This window comes from Jhaorihella thermophila (assembly GCF_900108275.1).
GTDB lineage: Bacteria > Pseudomonadota > Alphaproteobacteria > Rhodobacterales > Rhodobacteraceae > Jhaorihella > Jhaorihella thermophila.
Window position 1 is genome coordinate 1 of the sequence record NZ_FNVD01000008.1, and the last position, 22,126, is coordinate 22,126.

Here is a 22,126-nt window from a genome sequence, read left to right on the forward strand (position 1 = left end):
ATCGGCATCAGGCCCATCAGCCGCATAAGCCGGCGGATGCGCTTCTCGTTGACCAGATGGCCCTCGTTGCGCAAATGCCAGGTCATCTGCCGCACTCCGAAGAACGGCGTTTCCAGGAACTGTTCGTCGATCTGGCGCATCAGCGTCAGGTTCAGCGCCGTCTCGCCCTTGGGCTGGTAGTAAAACGACGACCGCGAGATCGACAGCAGCTTGCACTGTTTGCCAATCGACAGCTCGGGGTTGGCGGGCTCAACCATCTTCCGTCTCACTTGCCGGTCCATGGCTTGAGCTTTCTGGACAAAAAATCATTGGCCACAGCCAGCTCCCCGATCTTGGCATGCAGTTCCTTCACGTGTTCCTCGTCAACCTCGGGCTTCTTCGCGCCACCGCGCTCGAACACACCGGACGCCCCTTCCAGCAGCGCCCGCTTCCAGCTGTGGATCATCGTCGGGTGAACCCCGAACCGGCTCGCCAGCTCAGCGACCGTCTGCTCACCCTTCAGCGCCTCAAGCGCTACCTTCGCCTTGAACTCCGGCGAATGCTGCTTCCGTTTCGACATCTCTGATCTCATCTTCGTCGAAGATCAGCAGACAGCAATTTGTAGCCTACGTCAGCGTCCGATTTTCGGGGAGTAGCTCAGAACAAGCACTGGCCACCGCCGGCCTCCGCCGAGAAATAGCCGAAAGCTGGTGATGGCCCGTGAGGGGCGGCATATCATGGCGGTTTTCACGCGCCGTCAATTCTTTGGAGATAAAGGGATATGCCACATGAGGAAGCCTGCCATCACGTCGATGCCCGATCCATCGGGATTTTCGCCCGATCCGTTGACGGAGATCCTGCGCTCCAGCGCGCGTCGGCTGATCGAGCAGGCCGAGGAAGCGGAACTGGCCGCTCTGCTTGCCGCCCGTGCCGATGAGAGGACCGCAGCTACCGGTTGCTCAACCTGCGCCAATCGGCGTATCAAACCAGAGGACTCAAGTTCCGGCTGGATGAAACTTCAGTGGCAGGTCAGAAGCAGTGAACCGCGGCGGGCGAATCTCTGCCTGATGGTATACGGGGGTCACGATTTTCTTCCCGTCGCCTCGCAAGGGCGGAGGAGTTGCCTTTTTGCGGGGGGAGAATCAGCCGGAACACAGCTTGTGCAGTCGGGACGTCATGCTTTCACGGGGTATTTCTGGGATGGGCCCCGAAAATACCGACCGACTCGATACGCCAAAAGGGCCCGAGAACCCTTTTTCATTGGTCGGAGTGAGAGGATTCGAACCTCCGGCCCCTGCCTCCCGAAGACAGTGCTCTACCAGGCTGAGCTACACTCCGACCGTGCGGCGTGGATTATACGCAGGCTCCGGGATTTGCAAGGGGGTTCGAAAGAGGGGTGGCGGATTTCTTTAAGGGCTTGCCCCGGGGCTCTGGAGCGGCCAATCTGGGGTCCGGACAAGACCTCGGAATGACCCAGCAAGCCTTCATTCTCATCGGTGGCGTCGGCATGTTCCTTCTGGGCATGGACGTGATGACGCGCGCCCTCAAGGAAGCCGCCGGCGGCAACCTGCGCCGCATCCTGGCGCGATTCACCGCGACGCCGCTGCAGGGGGTGCTGACCGGGGCGGCGGCGACGGCGGTGATCCAGTCCTCCAGCGCGACAACGGTGATGACGGTCGGGTTCGTCGGCGCCGGGCTGATGAGCCTGATGCAGGCGCTGGGCGTGATGTTCGGCGCCAATATCGGCACCACCGTCACCGGCTGGCTGGTGGCGATTCTGGGCTTCAAGATGCATCTGGAAGAGGTGGCGATGCTGGTGCTGCTGCCGGCGAGCCTGAGCATCCTGCTTCTGTCCGGCGCGGCGGCGCGTGCGGGGCGGGTGGTGGCGGGACTGTGCGTGATACTGATCGGGCTGGACCTCATGCAGTCGGCCACCGGAAACGCTACCGAATGGCTGACACCCGACAGATTGCCCGATACCGGCGCGTTGGGGATCCTTTTGCTGGCGGCCAGCGGGCTGGTCCTGACCGTGGCGATCCAGTCCTCCAGCGCGGCTGTGGCGCTGGCGCTGGTGATGCTGCAGGGCGGGGCGATCTCGGTGCCGCAGGGGGCGGCGATGGTGGTGGGGATGAATATCGGCACCACCTTTACCGCGCTTCTGGCTTCGGTCGGGGGGTCGCGGCCGATGCGGCAGGCCGCGGTTGCGAATCTGCTGTTCAACCTCGGCACGGCCGCAATCGCCTTTCCCTTTCTTCTGTATGGCGGGGGCACGCTCGAGGCGATTCGCGCGGCCTCTGGCGACCTCACGGCGCTGCTGCTTTTTCACACGGGTTTCAACGTGGTGGGCACGGCGGTGTTTCTGCCCTTTGCCGAACGGTTCGCGCAGCTGGTGGCCCGGCTCGTGCCCGAACGCGAGGCGGACCGCCTGATCTGCCTTGATCGCGGGCTTCTGTCCAACCCCGACGCGGCTCTGATGGCGGCACATGCGGCGGCGGTGGCTATCGTGCAGCGGGTCGAGGGCGCGCTGGCGCGGGCGCTGCGCGAGCCGCAGGATTTGCGCGCGATCGCCGCGCTGGAGCCGGCGACCAGCGCCGCGCTGGATGATCTGAGCGATTTCCTCGCCGCGATCCGGCTTCCCGCCGATCGAAAGGGGGACAACCAGCTCTACAGCGCGCTTCTGCACATGGCGGATCATGCGCGGCGTCTGCTGTGGCGGACGCGGCAGAAGGCGCGCATGGGGACGCTGATGGAGGATTGGGCGCTGCGGCGGCCGGCGCTGGTGATGGGCGCAATCTTCGCGCGATCGGCGCAGAAGGGGGCGCCGGGTTTCGACCCGGAGAGGCTGGAAAGGCTGCAAGAGATCGTCGCCCATCGGGTCGGGCGGCACCGAAGGGCGCTGCTGCTGGGCGAGCACGCGGGGCTCTATTCCGTGCAGGAGGTGTTCGCGCACACCGACGCGATGCGCTGGCTGACGCGGGTTCTGCATCACGCCGAGCGCATCGCCCATTACGACGCGCTGGCCCGGCAGGTGCTGCGGCAGGGCCGCAAGGTGGCAAAGGAAAACCCCGACGCGGCCTGAGCGCGCCGGGGTTCGGCAGAGTCGGTTTGCGAGGGGCTTACAGGCCGGCGTCCAGCGCCGCCAAGATGGCATCGCCCATCTGCGCGGTCGAGACGGGCTCCACCCCTTCCTGGGCCAGCAGGTCGGCGGTGCGCACGCCATCGGCCAGCACCTTGTTCACGGCCGCCTCCAGCCGGTCGGCCTCGCCCCCCTGGTCGAAGGAATAGCGCAGCGCCATGGCAAAGCTCAGGATGCAGGCGATCGGGTTGGCCTTGCCCTGGCCGGCGATATCGGGAGCCGAGCCATGCACGGGTTCATAGAGCGCCTTGGGCCGGCCGTTCTCCATCGGCGCGCCGAGGCTGGCGGACGGCAGCATGCCCAGCGAGCCGGTCAGCATCGCCGCGGCGTCCGACAGGATGTCGCCAAAGAGGTTGTCGGTCACGATCACGTCGAACTGTTTGGGATTGCGCACCAGCTGCATCGCGCCGTTGTCGGCATACATGTGGCTGAGCTCGACATCCGGGTAATCTTCGTCATGCACCTTCTGGACGACTTCGCGCCACAGGATGCCCGATTCCATGACATTCGCCTTTTCCATCGAGCAGACCTTGTTCCCACGCTTGCGCGCAAGCTCGAAAGCCGCCCGCGCCACGCGGTCGATTTCGGATTCGGTGTAACGCTGGGTGTTGATGCCGACCCGTTCGTTGCCTTCCTCGAAGATGCCGCGCGGTTCACCGAAATAGATGCCGCTGGTCAGTTCGCGCACGATGATGATGTCGAGTCCGGCGACCACCTCGCGCTTCAGCGAGGAGAAATCGGCCAGCGCGTCGAAGCAGACCGCCGGGCGCAGGTTGGCAAAGAGGTCCATTTCCTTGCGCAGGCGCAGCAGGCCGCGTTCGGGTTTGACGCTGAAATCCAGATCGTCGTATTTCGGTCCGCCCACCGCGCCCAGCAGCACCGCGTCCACCTCTTGCGCGCGCGCCATGGTTTCGTCGGCCAGCGGCGTGCCGTGCCTGTCATAGGCCGCGCCGCCGACAAGGTCTTCCTCCACGTCGAAGGCCAGGCCGCGTTTGGCGCCGAACCAGTCGATGATCTTGCGCACCTCGGCCATGACTTCGGGGCCGATCCCGTCACCGGGCAGGATGAGAAGCGATGGGTTGGACATGGACGTCTCCTTGCTGACAGCTCAGGCGCGGGGTAGCGCGCGGGGGCTGCAGCGTCAACGTCGGCTCATGGGTATTTTTTGACCAGAAAGAAGCAGGAATGGCGCCGAACATCGCGGAGGAGCCGCGCGGGGCTGCGGGGGGATGCGGCGGCATCGGGCCTGCGGTCCGGCCCTGCGAGGGATGCAGCCGGGCATCAAAAAGCCCGCGACGGGATGTCGCGGGCCAGGCGGAATTGACGGCTTGGCCGATCAGTTGACCGGCTTGGCCTCGACAAGCTCGGGCTGATCCTTCGACAGCGCCTTGATCTCGATCCGGCGCGGTTTCAGCGCCTCGGGGATCTCGCGCTTGAGGTCGATATGGAGCATGCCGTTTTCATAGGTCGCCCCCGTCACCACGATGTGGTCGGCCAGCGTGAAGCGGCGTTCGAACGCACGGGTCGCGATCCCGCGATAGAGATAGGTGCGTTCCTTGTCCTCCTCCTCGGCCTTTCGGCCCGAGACGATCAGGTTGTTCTCTTTCACTTCGACGGTCAGGTCGCTTTCGGAGAAGCCGGCGACCGCGAAGGAGATGCGATACGCGTCCTGCCCGACCTTTTCGATGTTGTAGGGCGGGTAGGTGGGCTGTTCGACATCGGAACTGAGAACCCGATCCAGAAGGTCCGCGAACTGGTCAAAGCCGATCGCTGCCCGGTGAAGCGGGGTAAAGTCAAAGCTGGTACGCATTTTCGTCATCCTCATCTTGAGCGATTCACGATTTGGTGCCCTCCATGCGGACGGGCGAGTGTTACGGGTTCCAAAACAGGCAACCCGGCACCGATTCAGATGGGTTAGGGATTTTCGGGTTTCAACCCCCCGAACCGGCGGGTTTGACGCGGATGAAGCGGGCTCCGGTGCGGTTGCGCGCGCCGTTCACCCTGACGCGGTTTGCGCCGGGCGCGGCAATGACGGCGTGGCTGCGGCCCGAGCTCAGTTGCGCCTGCAGAAGCGCGATCTGCCCCTCGATCTCGGACCCCAGCGCGACCCGGGCGCCGCGCATCTCGGCCTTGGCCGAGACCACCGACACGATCCGCGGCACGCCGCCGTCGAAGGAAAAGACCGGCGCGCCGGACGATCCGAAATCCACGTCGCAGGACATCACGACCACGCCCTGCTGTCGGGCCATCACGTCGCAGACGCGCTGCAGCGACGGGGCCTCGGCTCGGCCCTTGGCGTAGGAGACGACGCCCACCCGCGCACCCCGGCGCGGCTGGCCGGCGATGGTAAAGGGCAGGACGGTCGTGTTGCGCACCGGGCGATCCAGTTCCAGAAGCGCCACGTCGTGCCGCACCCGGTCGGCCGAGACCGCCCCGTCATAGACGTAACCGGGATGCGCCACCGCCTGCCGCACCCGGCGATAGGCCGAGGCGCGCCCGTTGCGCCAGCCGGCGCGGAACTCCATCGCCGCCGGGTCGATCCTGCGGCCCGTTCTCTTGTCGTAAAGACAATGCGCGGCGGTCAGCACCAGGTCGGGCGCGATCAGCGTGCCGGTGCAGAACCCCGCGCCGTTGATGTCGAGCCGCCCGACCGCCTCCCACGCGCGGCCGGTATCGGTGGTGTCGAGGCTTTGCAGACGCGAGTTTTCCGCCGCCCCGAGAACCGGGAGCAGCGCAATCGCCAGTCCTGCCAGAAATGCCCTCATGGATCGGCCCCTGTTGCCCTTTCGTCCCGGCCTAACAGCCGGTTGGGGCGAAACTGGGGCGCCCCGGTGGCATCAGCGCAGCGCCGGCGGCGCATCCATGTTGAACAGGGCAGGGGGCTTCGGTCCCCCCGTGGCCCAGTCCAGCAACTCGACGGTATGCACCACCGGCACAGCGGTGCCCGACCCGATCTGCACCATGCAGCCGATATTGCCCGCGGCAATGACGTCCGGGCGCTTCGCCTCGAGCGTGCGCACCTTGCGCTCCTTCAGCCGGGCCGAGATCTCGGGTTGCATCAGGTTGTAGGTGCCCGCGCTGCCACAGCACAGGTGGCTGTCGGCGGGTTCCACCACCTCGAAGCCCGCGCGTTTCAGCAACGTCTTGGGGTGGGTCTTGATCTTCTGCCCGTGCTGCAACGAGCATGCCGCGTGATAGGCCACCTTCAGTCCCTTGTCGTCGCCTTGCGGCAGATCGAGCTTCATCAGGACTTCGCTCACGTCCATCGCGATGGCGGCAACTCGCGCGGCGTCGTCGGCCAGCGGGTCGTTTTGGAACATGTGGCCGTAATCCTTGACCGTGGTGCCGCAGCCGGAGGTGTTGATGACGATCGCATCCAGCCCCGCGCCGTCCATCTCGCGCGTCCAGGCGCGGATGTTCCGCGCCGCCGTTGCGTGACTTTCCGCGGTCTTTCCCATGTGATGGGTCAACGCCCCGCAGCAGCCGGCACCCTCGGCCACCACGACCTCGCAGCCCAGCCGGGTCAGCAGCCGAATCGTGGCGTCGTTGATGTCGGTGTTCAATGCCTTCTGGGCGCAGCCGGTCATCAGCGCCACGCGCATCCGGCGCGCGTCTTGCGGCGCAAAGCTCTGCGGGTCGTCGTTGCGGGAAACCGGCGGGATCCGCTTCGGCGCCATCTCCAGCATCGCCCGCAGCCGGGCGTCGGGCATCAGCCTCCGGAACGGGCGGCCGATCTTCGCGCCCAGCAGGGCCAGCCGGAACCGCCCCGGATATGGCAGGATCTGCGCCAGAACCCAGCGCAGGGCGCGGTCCATGAACGGCCGACGATGGTGCCGTTCGACATAATCCCGCGCGTAATCGATCAGGTGCATGTAATGCACACCCGACGGACAGGTGGTCATGCAGGCAAGACAGCTCAGGCAGCGGTCGATGTGGCGAACGGTCTTTTCGTCCGGGACGCGTTCGTTTTCCAGCATGTCCTTGATGAGGTAGATCCGCCCGCGCGGGGAATCCAGTTCATCCCCCAGCACCTGATAGGTGGGGCAGGTCGCGGTGCAAAATCCGCAATGCACGCAGGCGCGCAGGATCTCGTTGGCCCGCGCGATCCCTGGATCCTCCAGTTGTTCCTCGGTGAAATTGGTCTGCATGGCGCTCAGGCCTCCACGGGGGCGTCCATGAGCCCGGGGTTGAAAATGCCGCGCGGGTCGAATTTCGCCCGCAGCCCGCGGGAGAGCGCCGCGACCGTTGCCGGTTCGGGCTGAAACATGCCCAGACGCGAACACGTGTCCACGCTGGCGCGGATGATCGTGGCATGGCCATCGAACGCCCCCGCCCGCGCCCGCAGGTTGGTGCCCTCGGGCACACGCGCCCAGATCAGCCCGCCGCCCCAGTCGAACAGCAGTGCATCCGCCTGCAGCCGCTCGGCGATCTCCGGCGCCTCCGACGGCTTCACGGACAGCCGCCAGACATCGCCAGGCTTGCCGTGGAACGCGGCCACATCCCGGATGTCCCGCCAGATCACGGCCGACGCATCGGGATCGTCCAGAACCGACACGTCGCCAAAAATCCTCAAAACCTCCGTCAGTCGCGCGCAGCGATAGGCGACCGAGGCCTCGAACCCCTCGATTCGCACCATCACGACCGGCCCTTCGGCCGCAGCCGGATCATGGGCCGCCCCGGTCACCTCGAAGGGCGACCCCAGCGCCGCCGCCATCGCCTTCACGGCCACTTTCACATCGACCCCATGCAGCCGCACCGTCGCCTGGGTCTCGGCTCGCGGCAGAACCTTCAGCGACACTTCGCTCAGCACCCCCAGCGTGCCCCAGCTGCCCGCCATCAGCTTGACCAGGTCATAGCCGGTGACGTTTTTCATCACGCGTCCGCCATTGCGGATTACCCTGCCCCCCCCGTCCACATATCGCACACCCAGCAGGAAATCCCGCGCAGCCCCCGCCTGCACCCGGCGCGGCCCGCTGACATTGGCCGCGAACACGCCCCCGATGGTCGGTTCTCCTTTCGTGCCCAGCAAGCCACGAAGATCCATCGGCTCGAAAGCCAGCCGCTGGTTTTCCCCGGCCAGCAATTGTTCCACCTCCGCCAGCGGCGTTCCCGCCTTCACCACCAGGGTCAACGCCCCCGGCTCATACAGTTCCACGCCGCGCAATCCGGCCACGCTCAGTATGTCGCCCACGACCGGCACGCCACGCGTGTTCCCGCCCCGCGGCGCGAGCGGGCCATATGCCCCGGCCACCAGTTCGGCCAGTTCGGCTTCCGTCGCAGGTGTCATGATCTTCATCTTGCCTCAAATACTCCGGGGGTGAATTGGCCGTCAGGCCAAGAGGGGGCTGGCCCCCTCATCCACACGACCACTATTCCGCGGCCACCGCCATTGCGCGCCGCTCTTCGGTCAACGAGAGGGGAAATACCTTGGCCGGGTTCAGCAACCATGCCGGATCGAACACGTCCTTGACCGCCATCTGCGCCTCGAGATCCTCGCGCGAATACTGGTGCAGCATCAATTCACGCTTCTCCACGCCCACGCCATGCTCCCCGGTCAGGCATCCGCCAACCTCGACGCAGAGCTTCAGAATTTCCGCCCCGAACGCCTCGCAGGTTTCCAGATCGCCGGGCTTGTTGGCGTCGAACAGGATCAGCGGATGCATGTTGCCATCGCCGGCGTGGAACACGTTGGCCACCTCCAGTCCGAATTTCTTGCTCATTTCGCCGATGCGCCTCAGCACTTGGGGCAGGGCGGTCACCGGAATCGTCCCGTCAAGGCACATGTAGTCGTTGATCTGCCCCATCGCGCCAAAGGCCGACTTGCGCCCCAGCCAGATCCGCGCCGCCTCGTCCTCGTCGGCAGCCTCGCGCAGCTCGACCGGGTCATGCCTGCGGGCAATCTCCTTGATCTTCGCCAACTGAAAGTCGATCTCCGCCTCGCTGCCCTCGACCTCGACGATCAGCAGCGCCTCGCACATCGGATAGCCGGCATGGGCAAAGGCCTCGGTCGCCTCGATGCAGGGGCGGTCCATGAACTCGATCGCCACCGGCAGGACGCCGGCCTTGATGATGTCGCTCACGCAGGCGCCGGCCACCTCGTTGCTGTCGAACCCCATCAGCACCGGCCGCGCGCCCTCGGGCTTGTGCAGGATCCGCAGCGTGGCCTCGGTCACCACGCCCAGCTGCCCCTCCGAGCCGCAGATCACTCCCAGCAGATCCAGCCCGCCGGCATCCAGATGCGCCCCGCCGATCTCGACCACGGTGCCATCCATCAACACCATCGTCACGCCCAGCAGATTGTTCGTGGTGACCCCGTATTTCAGGCAATGCGCCCCGCCTGAATTCATCGCGATGTTGCCCGCGATCGCACAGGCCAGCTGGCTCGACGGATCGGGGGCATAAAAAAACCCCTCTTCCTCCACCGCGCCGGTGACCGACAGATTGGTGCGCCCGCTCTGCACGCGGATGAACCGGTTCTCGTAATCGACCTCCAGCACGTCGTTCATCCGCGCCACACCCAGGATCACGCTGTCGGCGGTGGGCAGCGCCCCGCCGGCCAGCGACGTGCCCGACCCGCGCGGCACCACCGGGACGCCCTCCTCGTGGCAGATCCGCAAAACATCTGAAACCTCCTGCGTCGAGCCGGGCAGAACCGCCAGCATCGGCGGACACTTGTAGGCGGTCAGCGCGTCGCATTCATAAACGCGCGTTTCGCTGTCGTCATCGATCACGGCATCCGGCGGCAAGACCTCCCGCAAGCGTTGCGCCACACGCGCCTTTCTGGCAAGGATCGCGGGATCGGGACGGGGCATTTCCATTGGCAGAACTCCTTTGGTAAATTGATATTACCAATTCGCCGGATTGGCAATGGCGAACACTCTGGTAAAGGCCGCCCCTTTCAAATCACCGACGAGCCCCGCTGCAACGCCGACAAAGGGTCAGGCGCAGGCCATCCGGCGCACATCCTCAAATCATCTTCATCTTGCCGCAAATACTCACAAGCTCCGGTTTTCCGGCCCCGGAAAACCGGAGAGAATAGCCTTGGCGGGAGCAGCCCGCCGCATTTAAAAAACCCGCCTCCAGGTTCCGATCAGGCCCGATGATAGGGCGCGCCCGTCAGGATCGTCGCCGCACGATACAGCTGTTCGGCCAGCATCACCCGCACCAGCATGTGCGGCCAGACCATCCGCCCCAGCGACACGCTGAAATCCGCCTCGGCGCGCAGGGCGGGGTCGATGCCGTCGGCGCCGCCGATCACCAATGCCAGATCCGACCGCCCCGCATCCCGCCAGCGCTCCAGCTTGCCCGCAAATTCGGGCGAACTCAGAACCTTTCCCCGCTCATCCAGGGCGCACATCAAGGCGCCGCGGGGCAGGGCCTTGCGCAACAGCGCCGCCTCGGCGGCCATGCCGCCCCCTCTGCGGTCCTCGACCTCGACCACCGAAGCCGGACCAAGGCCCAAGGCCCGACCGGTCCGGTCAAACCGGGTCAGATAGTCGTCGATCAGGGTCTTTTCCGGGCCCGAGCGCAACCGCCCGACCGCACAGATCGTCACGCGCATGTCCGCTCAGCCGGGTGTTCCCGCCGTCAGGCGGCGCCGGGCGCTGCTCACGCCGTCGGGGTGGCGCCGGCCGGCATCCACATCTTTTCCAGCTGGTAGAATTCGCGCACCTCGGGGCGGAAAATGTGAACGATCACATCGCCGGTGTCGATCAACACCCAGTCGCCCGCCTCCTTGCCCTCGACGCGACTGGAAAAGCCGAACGCCTGCTTGAGCCGGTCGATCAGCTTGTCCGCCATCGACGACACCTGCCGGGTCGACCGGCCCGAGGCGATCACCATGTAGTCGCCGATCGCCGTCTTGCCGCGCAGGTCGATCTGCACGACGTCTTCGGCCTTGTCGTCTTCGAGCGAGGAAAGAACACGCGCCAGCACGTCTTCGCTGGCGGGGTGTGGCAGGCCGGGTATCATGCCGGCCGTTTCATCAGCGGCCCTTGCCGCTTCTGGTTGGGGTGACAGGACCAGGTCCTCCATTCTGCACGCCGCCAATCCCCGGCGCCGGGATATTTCAAAGGTAACAACGAGGCGGCTCCATTTCAACGAATCCGCCGCCGCGTCAAGATCACACGATTGCGTCAGTGACCCTCTTGCCGCACCTCGACCGCGAGAACCGGCATCAAGTGCCCGGGATCCTGATGGCATCGGATTGCTGTGGCGGCGGCCCGAACCGGGCCGGCCAGTCTTGCGGGAACATGCGGTCCTCTGTGGGGAGGGGGCCGTGTCGTTTCAATGATCGCCGTCCCCTTTTTTCGCTTCCTGTACGGCCTGATCGGCCGCTGCCTTTCCGACCTTGCCTTGCTGCGCCATGCCGGTTCCGCCCTCGGATTTGCGCAGCAGGCGGGGGCGGCGGCGTGTCAGGGCAATCAAGGAATGCTTCGCGGCTTGAATGCAACGGGTCTCGGCTGTATCTGAACATCCATGAAACCGGTTCCGCCCCTGCGTCTGGATCTGCAAGACCGCGCCCGCCTGCGCGAGCGGTTCTTTGGCGCGGCCCGCACGGTTCTGGCCCGGCCATAGGCCGCGCCCCTCTGACGCCCTGCCAATTTTCACCTGCAAACGGGAGAGGACCACCCATGTCCCCCAAGACGCTCTACGACAAGATCTGGGATGCCCATGTCGCCCACGAGGCCGAGGACGGCACCTGCCTTCTGTATATCGACCGCCATCTGGTGCACGAGGTGACCAGCCCGCAGGCCTTTGAGGGGCTGCGCATGGCCGGCCGCAAGGTGCATGCGCCGGACAAGACCATTGCCGTGCCGGACCACAACGTGCCCACCACCGAGGGGCGCGAGGATCCCGCCCAGATGACCGAGGACAGCCGCATCCAGGTCGAGGCACTGGACCGCAACGCGCGCGACTTCGGCATCCACTACTACCCGGTGACCGACATCCGCCAGGGCATCGTGCATATCGTCGGCCCCGAACAGGGCTGGACCCTGCCGGGCATGACCGTGGTCTGCGGCGACAGCCACACCGCGACCCACGGCGCGTTCGGTGCGCTGGCCCATGGCATCGGCACGTCAGAGGTGGAGCATGTGCTCGCCACCCAGACGCTGATCCAGAAGAAGTCCAAGAACATGAAGGTCGAGATCACCGGCAAGCTGCGCCCCGGCGTGACGCCCAAAGACGTGACGCTGGCCGTGATCGGCGCGACCGGAACCGCCGGCGGCACAGGCCATGTGATCGAATATTGCGGCGAAGTGATCGAGAACATGTCGATGGAAGGCCGCATGACCGTCTGCAACATGGCGATCGAAGGCGGCGCACGCGCCGGGCTGATCGCCCCGGACGAGACGACCTTTGAATACCTCAAGGGCCGTCCGCACGCCCCCAAGGGCGCGCTGTGGGAACAGGCGGTCGAATACTGGAAGACGCTCTATACCGACGAAGGCGCCCATTTCGACAAGGTCGTCACCATCCGCGGCGAAGACATCGAACCGGTGGTGACCTGGGGCACCAGCCCCGAGGACGTGCTGCCGATCACCGCGACCGTGCCCAACCCCGAGGATTTCGAGGGCGGCAAGGTCGAGGCCGCGCGCCGGTCGCTGGAATACATGGGGCTGGAGCCCGGCACGCCGCTGACCGAGATCAGGATCGACACGGTATTCATCGGCTCCTGCACCAACGGCCGGATCGAGGACCTGCGCGCCGCGGCCGCGATCCTCAAGGGCCGCAAGATCGCCGAAGGCGTGCGCGCGCTGGTCGTGCCCGGATCGGGGCTCGTGCGCGAACAGGCCGAGGAAGAGGGGCTTGCCGACATCTTCCGCGAGGCGGGCGCCGAATGGCGGCTGGCGGGCTGTTCCATGTGCCTGGCGATGAACCCCGACCAGCTGGCGCCGGGCGAACGCTGCGCCTCGACCAGCAACCGCAACTTCGAAGGCCGTCAGGGCCGGGGCGGGCGCACCCACTTGGTCAGCCCGGCGATGGCCGCGGCGGCGGCGGTGACGGGAAAGCTGACGGATGTGAGGGAGTTGATGTAGGCTCCGCTCATTGAATGTTCGTCAGGGAGTTTTTCAAATGAGCGAATGGCTGAAGTGGTTCCTTCTGGGCCTTTTGTCGGTGGTGTTCGGCGTGATCGTCCTTGGCGCTCCGGTCGTGGCGTCGGTGTCGGTTACCCTGCTGACCGGCGTCCTGCTGCTGGCAAGCGGCGTGTTGCAGGTGATCGGCGGTTTCACCACCACCGGCGCCGGCAACCGGCTGCTGGCGTGGCTCATGGGTCTGCTGATGATCCTTCTCGGCTGGTCGTTCCTGAAAAACCCCCTCGCGGGCCTGCTGGCCCTGTCGACCGTGGTGCTGATCCTGCTGGCCGCCAGCGGCATCGTCCGCATCATCCTGGCGCTACAGATGCGCGGCACCCAGTTCTTCTGGCCGACGCTGTTTTCCGGCGTCGTGTCGCTGGGCCTGGCGATCTTCGTCTGGGGCAGCCCGGGCGCGACGCTTGCGCTTCTGGGCGTGCTGCTGGGCGTGGAAATGCTGGTCAACGGGTTCGGCCTGATCTTCCTGGCGTTCTTCCTCAAGGACGTCGAAACCAAAGCCTGACATGCGGGGCAGGGCGTCCGCCCGCCTCGCCGGAGAAAGACATGGAAAAGTTCACCAAACTCACCGGGGTCGCCGCGCCGCTTCCCCTGATCAACGTCGATACCGACATGATCATCCCCAAGCAGTTCCTCAAGACCATCAAGCGGTCGGGACTGGGAAAGAACCTGTTCGACGAGATGCGCTACGATGCCGACGGCAACGAAATCCCCGATTTCGTGCTGAATCAGCCGGCCTATCGCAACGCGCAGATTCTGGTCGCGGGCGACAATTTCGGCTGTGGTTCGTCGCGCGAACACGCGCCTTGGGCGCTGCTGGACTTCGGCATCCGCTGCGTGATCTCCACCAGCTTCGCCGACATCTTCTACAACAACTGCTTCAAGAACGGCATTCTGCCGATCGTGGTCAAGCCGGAAGAACTGGAAAAGCTCATGGACGACGCCAGCCGCGGCGCGAATGCCGTTCTGACCGTGGACCTGGAAGAGCAGACCATCACTGGCCCGGATGGCGGGACGATCCATTTCGACATCGACCCGTTCAAGAAGCACTGCCTGCTGAACGGGCTCGACGATATCGGGCTGACGCTGGAAAAGGCCGACGCGATCGCCGCCTATGAAGCCCGCGCCGCGGTCGAGCGTCCCTGGGTCTGAACCGGGCGAAACGATTCGGCAATCTACGATCATTCGGGCGCCGGTTCCTGCGGACCGGCGCCGTTTTCATGCCTCGGCGCCGGCCAGCAGGCGGCTTGCGGCTCCAAAGGCCAGCGCCCGCGCCCCGACCGGGAAACGATGCGTCGGTTGCACCGCCAGGGCGAGAGGTCGGCATGTCCCGCAATCAGATCCGCAAGTATCTCGCAGATGAAATATTCCGAAATCGTCGGTTGCGGCAGCAAAACCTCGTGACAGGGGCGCGCATGGCCTTCCTCGACCCGCGGGATCATGGCGCGCGCGATGTTCGCGCTCCGCGGAACGCAGTTGACGGTGTCATCGGTGGCAAAACCGGAATCCACGGGGATGCGCGGGCAACGCGCCGCCGCCTGATTCCATCCGCGGTGCGGGTCTCCGGCGGGTCGGGCTGGTCGGCAGACCCAGGTTTTCGGGCTCGTTCCCGGTCGTCATGGAAATGTCACCTGCCCGTTGTTGCGGCTGCGGGATTTGAAGGGGTCGACGCCAATTCAACCTGCCTTGCGGTATCCTGTGCGATCCGGGGCTTGGCTTCTTGTGGTCGGCCGCTGGTGCGCCACAAGATGTTGCAATCTTTGGGGCGGCGACGAAATTTGGCCACGGTGATGATGCAACTTCGCACCAGTCTTTCCATTTTTCTGCCTTGAATCAGCGATTTCGTGGTCGGGCCGCTTGAGCGCATGGCCGAAGGTCGGCACAAATGAGGCCAAATTGAGGCAGTCCGCCGACCGAGGCGGGTTCAAGTTGGCACAAAGGTTCGGCAATGCACCGGCCTGTCCAGTTTGAAGGGATCGGACAGTGTTTGCACGCATGACAGGCGCGGCCCTGCGCGGGGCATTGGTTGCGGCGATGGTGATGACACCATCCTTCATCCTGCCCGAATACACCTCGGACGCGCCCGAAGTCTCGATGCTGATGGCACTGCTCGCGGCGTTGCTGACATTTTCGGAATACAGATCCGACTCTCCCAGCTTCGTGGAGTTCCGCGACGCGCCCCCCTACAACAGGATCCGTTTCGTGGCGCTGTTCGCGATGGTTCTGGTGACGTCGCTGATCGTCCTGCATCGCTATGAGCCCGCCGGTCTGAACCTGATCGTGTCCGGGCTGTCCGCCGTTGTCTCCGGATGGTTGGATTTCCCGTATTCGCCGGTCAGGCTTCTGGTCCTTGTGGTCGGGGAAGGCAACCGCGGACTCGGCGTCGAGACGATCCGCGCAGCGGCGGGTATCACCTATGTGATCGGCATGGCCGGCGTGCTGGCGTTGCTGATGGCGATCCGGCTGCATGGTTGGCCGGCCGGCAAGGGGGCGTTCAATGTCTGGGTGAACCTGCCGCTCTTTGACCCGACCGTCGGAGGAGACGTGGTGGCCCGGCTGCGCCGCGATGGCCGGATCAACGTCGCGCTGGGCCTCGTGCTGCCCTTCCTGCTGCCGGGGGTCTTGGTTCTGTTCGGCGATCGCGTGGGGCCGATCCGGTTCTCGGATCCGCACACGATCATCTGGATGATCGTTGCATGGGCCTTTCTGCCGGCCAGCACGGTGATGCGAGGGATTGCCACGATTCAGGTGGCGCGCCTGATCGAGATGAAGCGGCGCCGCGCCTATGCCAGCGCCATGGCCGAAGAGGCGATCCAGGCGGCGTGAGGCCAACGGGGCGCTTTCCGGCACGGCTGCCTTTGTTTCGGCCTACTTGAGATAAGGCATCGGATCGACGCTGTCGAAGCCCTTGCGGACCTCGAAATGCACATAGGCCTCGGAACCGCCCCGCAGGCTCGCCAGCCTGTCGCCGCGCTTCACCCTGTCGCCCTTGCCGACGCTGATCTTGTCCAGATTGGCGTAGACGGTCAGCAGGTTGTCGCCGTGGTCTATGACGATGATCGGCACCTTGTCGGCATCCGCCGTCACGGCCCGGACCGTCCCGTCCGCCGCGGCGACGACCGGCGCACCGGGATCGCCGGCGATGTCGATTCCGTCGTTTTCATTCCTGGCATAACCGCGGATGATCTTGCCCTGAACCGGCATCGTCATGCGGGAATCGTTGCGGGTCGGCTCGCCGAGCGATACCGGCGGCGGGGGCGGCGCGGCGGCCTCGATCTTCTCGTCCGGCAGCGGCTCGGCCGCGCTGGGCGGCGGCGGCGTCGGCGATCCCTGGCCCGGTGCGGTCACAGCGGCCGGGGCGGTGCTGGCTGGCGCCTCGCCGGTCTTGATCGGGATCAGCAGATACTGCCCTTCGCGGATCGTGAAGTCAGGCCCCAGCCCGTTCCATTCCGCCAGAGCCTCCACCGGCACTTGATAGAGGCGCGAGATCGTATAGGCGGTTTCGCCCCGCTTTACCTTGTGCCGGACCGGCTCCTGTGGTTTGGGGGCGGGCTTTTGCGCAGGCGGCAGCGGCTGGCTGCTGACCGACGTATCCGGCGCGCTGTCGATCGCGCTGCCGGCCAGCGCGGCGATGTCCACGCCACCGGGCGCGCCGGTCGCGGCCGATGGCTCGGCCACGCGGCGGGGCAGGGCGAGAATCTCGTCCTCGCGCAGGGTGTCGCCCGGGTGCAGGCCGTTGAAACGGGCCAGATCCGCCGCAGGCAAACCGACCCGCGCCGCGACATCGGCCACCGTGTCGCCGCGGCGTGCCACCGCGACCTGATAGTGAGGATATGAAATGACCCCGCGGTTGTCCGGTGCGGGCCGGTCCGCCGTCTGCACCGAGCGCGCGGCATCCTCGGTGCTGAACCCGCCGATGGTGCCGCGCAGGTCGAAATCCACCCCGTCGCTGCAGCCGGACAGGGCGACGGCCCCAATCAGCGCGGCGCTCAGGCGCAACTGGATCGAAAACCGGGATGTGCTCATGTCTCTGTCCTCGTTGCGTCCCCCCCCTTGTGGTCCGGGGGGTGGCGTGTGTCGTTTGCTCAGCCGTCCTTGCCCAGCCCCTCGACCAGCGGCACGAACCGCACCGGGTTCAGTTCGTCATAATCGAACCCGTCCTCGGTGCGCCGCACGCGGATCAGGCGCTGCACCGTGTCCGACTGGCCGACCGGCAGAACCATGATACCGCCGATCCGCAACTGCGCCAAGAGAGGCCCCGGCGGATCCTCGGCGGCCGCCGTCACCAGGATCCGGTCAAAGGGCGCCTGATCGGGCAGGCCGAAGGACCCGTCCGCCAGGATCGCGGTGATGTTGACCAGACCGAGCGTTTCAAACAGCTCGCGCGCCTCGCGCACCAGCCGACGATAGCGGTCCACCGTATAGACCCGCCGCGCCAGCCGCGACAGAATCGCGGCCTGATAGCCGGACCCGGTGCCCACCTCCAGCACCTTGTCGCGCGGAGTGATCTCAAGCGCCTGCGTCATCAGCCCCACGACGGATGGCTGGCTGATCGTCTGCCCGCAGGCGATCGGCAGCGGCATGTCCTCATAGGCCCGTTCGGCGAACAACCCGCGTACGAAGCGCCCCCGGTCGATCGCCTCCATCGCCTCGAGCACGCGCGTGTCCGTCACGCCCTTGGATCGCAGCGCGAACAGGAACTGCATCTTGGTTTCGGCCGAGAGCTCCGTCATTCGATCGCCTTCATGGCCTCCAGCGCGTCATGCGCGGTCAAATCCGCCCGCATCGGAGTGACCGAGATGTAACCGTCCAGATTGGCCGCCGCATCGCTGCCGGGCGCGGTTTCGACATGCTGGTTGCCACCCTTGATCCACAGAAACCGCCGCCCCGAAGGCGAGGTATGCGGCTCGACCGCGAAACAGGTGTCCGGCCGCCAACCCTGCCGGGTGACGCGGATGCCCTTGACCTCATTCGCCGGCACCGGCGGAAAGTTGATGTTGAAAAACAGCCGGTATTCGGCGTCTTCCGCCGGCATCGCCTCCAGAACCTTGCGCACCACATCCGCGCCATGCCCGATCGCGGCATCGAAAGGATTGTCCAGCCCCAGATTGCGCGGCCCGAAATACTGCGACAGCGCCATTGCCGGGATGCCCTGCAGCGCCGCCTCCATCGCCCCGCCCAGAGTCCCGGAATAAAGCGCGTTCTCGGCCGAGTTGTTGCCGCGATTGACCCCGGACAGCACAAGGTCGGGCGGCGCATCGCGCATCACGTCATGCAGCCCCGCCAGCACGCAGTCGGCCGGGCTGCCCTCGGCGGCATGGCGGCGGTGACCAAGCCGGGTGACCATCATCGGATGGGTATAGCTGATCGCATGCGCCACGCCCGACTGTTCAAAGGCGGGTGCCACGACCCAGACCTCGCCGTCCGGTCCTGCGACCTCGGCCGCGATCGCCTCCAGCACCTGAAGCCCCGGCGCGTTGATCCCGTCATCGTTGGTCAGAAGTATGCGCATGCCGTCCTGCCTCGTTTCGGTCTTGATAGACCCCGCGGCGATGGCGGGCAAGAATCGCCGCTTCATCTTGCGAAAAATACTCCCGCCGGAGGCATGGCCCGGAGGGCCATTCCCTCACAGCATCGCCAGCAGGCGCTTCGCCTCGTCGGCGGGCGGGGTCAGAGCCGACCGATCCTCGCCCGGAAAGAACCGCGCCCGGGTGGCGGTCGGCATCGGATCGGGTTGCAGAACGTGCACCTTCGGCCCGGTATTGGCCGTTTCCGCCGCCCAGCTGTGGGCAAGCGCGATCTGCGCGGCCTTGGTCGCACCGTAGATGCCAAAGAATTTATGCCCCGCGCGCGGGTCGTCGAAAAACACCGCCCGTCCGTCCTGCCGCAACAGCGGCGCGACATAGGGGATCAGCACCGAAACCGCCGTGACGTTGATCGCCACCGCTTTCTCCCAGTCCTTAGGGTCGATCGACGGCACCGGGCACAACAGGGGCGCGTGAATCGCCGTGTGCATCCACAGATCCAGATGGCCCCAGCGGTCGTGGATGCCGCGGCAGAGCGTGGCCATCGCCTCTTTCACGGTGATGTCCATCGGCGCAAGCGTGGCGCTGCCGCCGCGTTCGCGGATGCGGTCGTCCAGATCCTCCAGCCCGCCGGTGGTGCGGGCCACGGCGACGACGTGATGGGTGGGGGCAAGCGCTTCGGCCAGCGCGAATCCCAGTCCGCGCGAGGCTCCGGTGATGAGAGCTACCTTGGTCATGGGCGCGGTTTGAACCGGCCCCGCCCCGCCGTCAAGAGCGGATCACCCGCCGGGGAGGCCAAGGCGCCGGGTCGTGCCGCCTCTCTCCACAACGATCCCCTTCCGGTCGATGCCGGCGACCCGACCGACCGGTAACCGGCTGCCGGGCCTGACCCGCTTGATCCGGCCGCCCGGCGCGCGCACCAGCGCCTCGAACCGATCGCCCCGGCCGACCAGACCGATCACGACCGTCTCCTCGTGCTTCAAGGCACCGGGGATCGTGGCGGCACGCGCCACGGTTTCGGGCGTCGCGCCCGCGCGTTTCAGAAACCCCATGACGTTACCCGCGCCTCTGGCCGGCGCGCCTCGTGTTACTGCTTGCGTGTCGGGGCGTCGCGCTATCAGCCGGCACGGTAAAGGAAAAGGACGTTTTCTGCGCTGCGGCATGATCCTGCCGCCCGCCCTTGCGACATGGGCGGGAAATGGCCGGGACGCGCTATTCGGCCGCCGTCTTCAGCCGAAAACCCTTTTCGATCATGTCGGCGGGTTCCACCGGATAATCGCCGGAAAAACAGGCATCGCAATATTGCGGGCAGGCGTTGTCGCGGCCCTGCGCCTCGCCCACCGCGCGATAGAGGCCGTCAAGCGAGATGAACTTTAGACTGTCCACGGCAAGATGGTCGCGCATCTCTTCCTCGGTCATGGTCGCGGCCAGCAGCTTTTCGCGCTGCGGCGTGTCCACGCCGTAGAAACAGGGCCAGGCCGTGGGGGGGGAAGCGATGCGGAAATGCACCTCTTTCGCGCCGGCATCCAGGATCATTTCCTTGATCTTGCGGCTGGTGGTGCCGCGCACCACCGAATCGTCCACCAGGATCACCCGCTTGCCCCGGATCAGGGCGCGGTTGACGTTCAGCTTCAGCCGCACGCCCATGTTGCGGATCTGCTCGGTGGGTTCGATGAAGGTCCGCCCCATGTATTGATTGCGGATGATCCCCATAGCGTAGGGGATGCCCGATTCCAGCGAATACCCGATCGCCGCGGGCGTGCCGCTGTCGGGCACCGGGCAGACGATATCGGCCTCCACCGGCGCTTCCTTGGCCAGTTCGCGCCCGATCGCCTCGCGCGTTTCATAGACCGACCGGCCGCCGAGGATCGAATCGGGGCGCGAGAAATAGACATGTTCAAAGATGCAGAAACGCGGCCGCCGGGCGCGGAACGGGTGGCGGCTTTCCACGCCGCTTTCGTCGATCACGACCATTTCTCCCGGTTCGATCTCGCGCTGGAACTCGGCGCCGATGATGTCCAGCGCGCAGGTCTCCGAGGCCAGCACCCAGGCCTCTCCCAGCCGGCCCAGCACCAGCGGCCGCACGCCCAGCGGGTCGCGCACGCCGATCAGCTGGTTTGCGGTCATGGCGACGACCGAAAACGCCCCCTCGACCCGGCGCAGCGCGTCCTCCATCCGTTCGGGGATGTCGCGTTGCAGCGACCGGGCCATCAGATGGATGATGCATTCGCTGTCCGACGAGGACTGGAAGATCGAGCCGCGCTCGATCAACTCGCGCCGCAGCGCCTCGGCATTGGTGATGTTGCCGTTATGCGCGATCGCCGCGCCGCCCATGGAGAACTCGCCAAAGAACGGCTGCACGTCGCGCATCGCCGTCTGTCCCTTGGATCCGGCGGTGGAATAGCGCACATGGCCGATCGCGATCGGACCGGGCAGAGCCTCCATCACCTTCGCGCTGGTAAAATTGTCGCGGACATAGCCGAACCGGCGGACGCTGTTGAACCCCTGTTCGGGATCGTGGGCGACGATACCGCCGGCCTCCTGCCCCCTGTGTTGCAGCGCGTGCAGGCCCAGCGCCACGAAATTGGCGGCGTCGGCAACGCCGATGATGCCGAATATGCCGCACTCCTCTTTCAGTTTGTCGTCATCGAAAGGGTGGGCGGGGGGCATCTGGCGCATGACGGGCGGCTCCGAATCCCGGCAGTTGGTGTCGCCCCCTATTAACGCCTGATCCGCGGGCTGTCACGAAACTATCATGAAATGATTGCCGCAGGGACAGCCGATGCCCCGCGCCATGCTCGGCGCGTTGAGCAACGGCGGTTATTGCTGGTCGCAGATGCCGACCAGCTGATCATATTGAGTGGTGATCCAACCCAGCGCCTGTTCGGGGTCCTGCTCGGCAATCTTCTGGTTCATCTGGGAAAACACCCGGGCCGAACGGCTTTCATCGACGATCGTGTAGGACTGGCCCGGCATCACGTTGTCATAGACGAAAAAGGCGATGGCCACGAGGATCACCCCGCGCGCCACGCCGAACAGGAAGCCCAGTCCCTGATCGATCCCGCCCAGGGCCGAGCGTTGCACCACCGACGAAAAGAGCGGCGTCAAGAACGACATCACGATCAGCGCCACGGCAAAGACCGCGGCGAAGGCACCGATGACGCTGAGCTCGCAGCTGTCGCCGATGAATTCGCCCACCACCGGGATCTCGCGGATCAGCGGTTCCACTTTCGGGGCAAAGATGAAGGCCAGCACCGCCGCGACGACCCAGCCGGCAATGGCAAGGATTTCCCGAACGATGCCGCGCGAATAGGCCAGAATCGCCGACAGCACGACGATCAGCGCAACCACGCCGTCTATGATGGTAAAGCCTTCCATGTCCCCTGCCTGTC

The 22,126-nt window shown here is 65.7% G+C and carries 24 protein-coding genes, 1 tRNA gene and 1 pseudogene; 7 read left to right on the plus strand and 19 right to left on the minus strand.

Annotated elements, in window-relative coordinates:
• Positions 1-257: IS3 family transposase (locus tag C4S70_RS10605; RefSeq protein WP_160114869.1), on the minus strand; the 257-nt coding region annotated here is incomplete at its 3' end.
• A gap of 8 nt (positions 258-265) precedes the next feature.
• Entirely contained in the window at positions 266-559 is a 294-nt protein-coding gene (locus tag C4S70_RS19115; protein WP_160114870.1) for a transposase, read from the minus strand.
• 208 nt (positions 560-767) lie between these two features.
• On the opposite strand from C4S70_RS19115, the pseudogene C4S70_RS19530 reads away from it, so the two are divergent.
• A pseudogene (locus tag C4S70_RS19530) lies at positions 768-923 on the plus strand (IS256 family transposase); the annotation flags it as partial.
• A gap of 317 nt (positions 924-1,240) precedes the next feature.
• On the opposite strand, the gene C4S70_RS10615 reads toward C4S70_RS19530, so the two are convergent.
• Positions 1,241-1,317, minus strand: a tRNA-Pro gene (locus tag C4S70_RS10615).
• A 130-nt stretch (positions 1,318-1,447) separates the two neighbouring features.
• Here C4S70_RS10615 and C4S70_RS10620 point away from each other — a divergent pair.
• Positions 1,448-3,058, plus strand: coding sequence for a Na/Pi cotransporter family protein (locus C4S70_RS10620; RefSeq protein WP_104008094.1), 1,611 nt, complete (start codon positions 1,448-1,450; stop codon positions 3,056-3,058).
• A 37-nt stretch (positions 3,059-3,095) separates the two neighbouring features.
• On the opposite strand, the gene leuB is transcribed toward C4S70_RS10620, so the two are convergent.
• The 9 genes from leuB to C4S70_RS18830 form a co-directional block, all read right to left on the minus strand.
• Positions 3,096-4,202: a 3-isopropylmalate dehydrogenase gene (gene leuB, locus C4S70_RS10625; RefSeq protein ID WP_104008095.1), complete on the minus strand. Its 1,107-nt coding sequence runs from the start codon at positions 4,200-4,202 to the stop codon at positions 3,096-3,098.
• A gap of 249 nt (positions 4,203-4,451) precedes the next feature.
• Complete coding sequence (locus C4S70_RS10630) at positions 4,452-4,925, minus strand: Hsp20 family protein (protein ID WP_104008241.1); 474 nt, start codon at positions 4,923-4,925, stop codon at positions 4,452-4,454.
• Positions 4,926-5,046: 121 nt separating this feature from the next.
• Positions 5,047-5,880, minus strand: a complete 834-nt coding sequence (locus C4S70_RS10635) for a trypsin-like serine peptidase (RefSeq protein WP_104008096.1) — start codon at positions 5,878-5,880, stop codon at positions 5,047-5,049.
• A gap of 72 nt (positions 5,881-5,952) precedes the next feature.
• On the minus strand, positions 5,953-7,263 hold the full coding sequence (glcF, locus tag C4S70_RS10640) for a glycolate oxidase subunit GlcF (protein ID WP_104008097.1): 1,311 nt from the start codon (positions 7,261-7,263) through the stop codon (positions 5,953-5,955).
• Between the two features lie 5 nt (positions 7,264-7,268).
• Positions 7,269-8,402 carry an FAD-binding protein gene (locus C4S70_RS10645; RefSeq protein ID WP_104008242.1) on the minus strand — a complete coding sequence of 378 codons (1,134 nt, stop codon included), beginning with the start codon at positions 8,400-8,402 and terminating at the stop codon, positions 7,269-7,271.
• 82 nt (positions 8,403-8,484) lie between these two features.
• Positions 8,485-9,933: an FAD-linked oxidase C-terminal domain-containing protein gene (locus C4S70_RS10650; protein ID WP_104008098.1), complete on the minus strand. Its 1,449-nt coding sequence runs from the start codon at positions 9,931-9,933 to the stop codon at positions 8,485-8,487.
• Positions 9,934-10,205: 272 nt separating this feature from the next.
• Positions 10,206-10,676, minus strand: coding sequence for a 23S rRNA (pseudouridine(1915)-N(3))-methyltransferase RlmH (gene rlmH / locus C4S70_RS10655; protein WP_104008099.1), 471 nt, complete (start codon positions 10,674-10,676; stop codon positions 10,206-10,208).
• A gap of 47 nt (positions 10,677-10,723) precedes the next feature.
• Positions 10,724-11,086 carry a ribosome silencing factor gene (rsfS, locus tag C4S70_RS10660; protein WP_104008243.1) on the minus strand — a complete coding sequence of 121 codons (363 nt, stop codon included), beginning with the start codon at positions 11,084-11,086 and terminating at the stop codon, positions 10,724-10,726.
• A 315-nt stretch (positions 11,087-11,401) separates the two neighbouring features.
• Positions 11,402-11,629: a hypothetical protein gene (locus C4S70_RS18830; RefSeq protein WP_200822753.1), complete on the minus strand. Its 228-nt coding sequence runs from the start codon at positions 11,627-11,629 to the stop codon at positions 11,402-11,404.
• A gap of 119 nt (positions 11,630-11,748) precedes the next feature.
• On the opposite strand from C4S70_RS18830, the gene leuC reads away from it, so the two are divergent.
• The 5 genes from leuC (at position 11,749) to C4S70_RS10685 (ending at position 16,035) form a co-directional block, all read left to right on the plus strand.
• On the plus strand, positions 11,749-13,155 hold the full coding sequence (gene leuC, locus C4S70_RS10665; protein ID WP_104008100.1) for a 3-isopropylmalate dehydratase large subunit: 1,407 nt from the start codon (positions 11,749-11,751) through the stop codon (positions 13,153-13,155).
• 37 nt (positions 13,156-13,192) lie between these two features.
• Positions 13,193-13,714: an HdeD family acid-resistance protein gene (locus C4S70_RS10670; protein ID WP_104008101.1), complete on the plus strand. Its 522-nt coding sequence runs from the start codon at positions 13,193-13,195 to the stop codon at positions 13,712-13,714.
• Positions 13,715-13,755: 41 nt separating this feature from the next.
• Positions 13,756-14,361 carry a 3-isopropylmalate dehydratase small subunit gene (leuD, locus tag C4S70_RS10675; RefSeq protein ID WP_104008102.1) on the plus strand — a complete coding sequence of 202 codons (606 nt, stop codon included), beginning with the start codon at positions 13,756-13,758 and terminating at the stop codon, positions 14,359-14,361.
• 173 nt (positions 14,362-14,534) lie between these two features.
• Entirely contained in the window at positions 14,535-15,041 is a 507-nt protein-coding gene (locus tag C4S70_RS18505; RefSeq protein ID WP_146064201.1) for a hypothetical protein, read from the plus strand.
• A 208-nt stretch (positions 15,042-15,249) separates the two neighbouring features.
• Complete coding sequence (locus tag C4S70_RS10685) at positions 15,250-16,035, plus strand: hypothetical protein (protein WP_235003805.1); 786 nt, start codon at positions 15,250-15,252, stop codon at positions 16,033-16,035.
• A 42-nt stretch (positions 16,036-16,077) separates the two neighbouring features.
• On the opposite strand, the gene C4S70_RS10690 is transcribed toward C4S70_RS10685, so the two are convergent.
• From C4S70_RS10690 to C4S70_RS10720, 7 genes are all read right to left on the minus strand, one after another.
• A complete protein-coding gene (locus C4S70_RS10690; RefSeq protein ID WP_104008105.1) occupies positions 16,078-17,235 on the minus strand; it encodes a peptidoglycan DD-metalloendopeptidase family protein in 1,158 nt (385 codons plus the stop codon).
• A gap of 59 nt (positions 17,236-17,294) precedes the next feature.
• On the minus strand, positions 17,295-17,942 hold the full coding sequence (locus C4S70_RS10695; RefSeq protein ID WP_104008106.1) for a protein-L-isoaspartate(D-aspartate) O-methyltransferase: 648 nt from the start codon (positions 17,940-17,942) through the stop codon (positions 17,295-17,297).
• Positions 17,939-18,721 (minus strand): 5'/3'-nucleotidase SurE, encoded by a 783-nt coding sequence (gene surE, locus C4S70_RS10700; protein WP_104008244.1) that lies wholly within the window; start codon positions 18,719-18,721, stop codon positions 17,939-17,941. The genes C4S70_RS10695 and surE overlap by 4 nt, the downstream gene beginning before the upstream one ends.
• Positions 18,722-18,835: 114 nt before the next feature.
• A complete protein-coding gene (locus C4S70_RS10705; protein WP_104008107.1) occupies positions 18,836-19,471 on the minus strand; it encodes an SDR family NAD(P)-dependent oxidoreductase in 636 nt (211 codons plus the stop codon).
• Between the two features lie 42 nt (positions 19,472-19,513).
• Positions 19,514-19,786, minus strand: coding sequence for a hypothetical protein (locus C4S70_RS10710; RefSeq protein WP_104008108.1), 273 nt, complete (start codon positions 19,784-19,786; stop codon positions 19,514-19,516).
• A 160-nt stretch (positions 19,787-19,946) separates the two neighbouring features.
• Positions 19,947-21,404, minus strand: coding sequence for an amidophosphoribosyltransferase (gene purF, locus C4S70_RS10715; protein ID WP_104008245.1), 1,458 nt, complete (start codon positions 21,402-21,404; stop codon positions 19,947-19,949).
• A 150-nt stretch (positions 21,405-21,554) separates the two neighbouring features.
• Complete coding sequence (locus C4S70_RS10720) at positions 21,555-22,112, minus strand: CvpA family protein (protein WP_104008109.1); 558 nt, start codon at positions 22,110-22,112, stop codon at positions 21,555-21,557.
• Between the last annotated feature and the right edge of the window lie 14 nt (positions 22,113-22,126).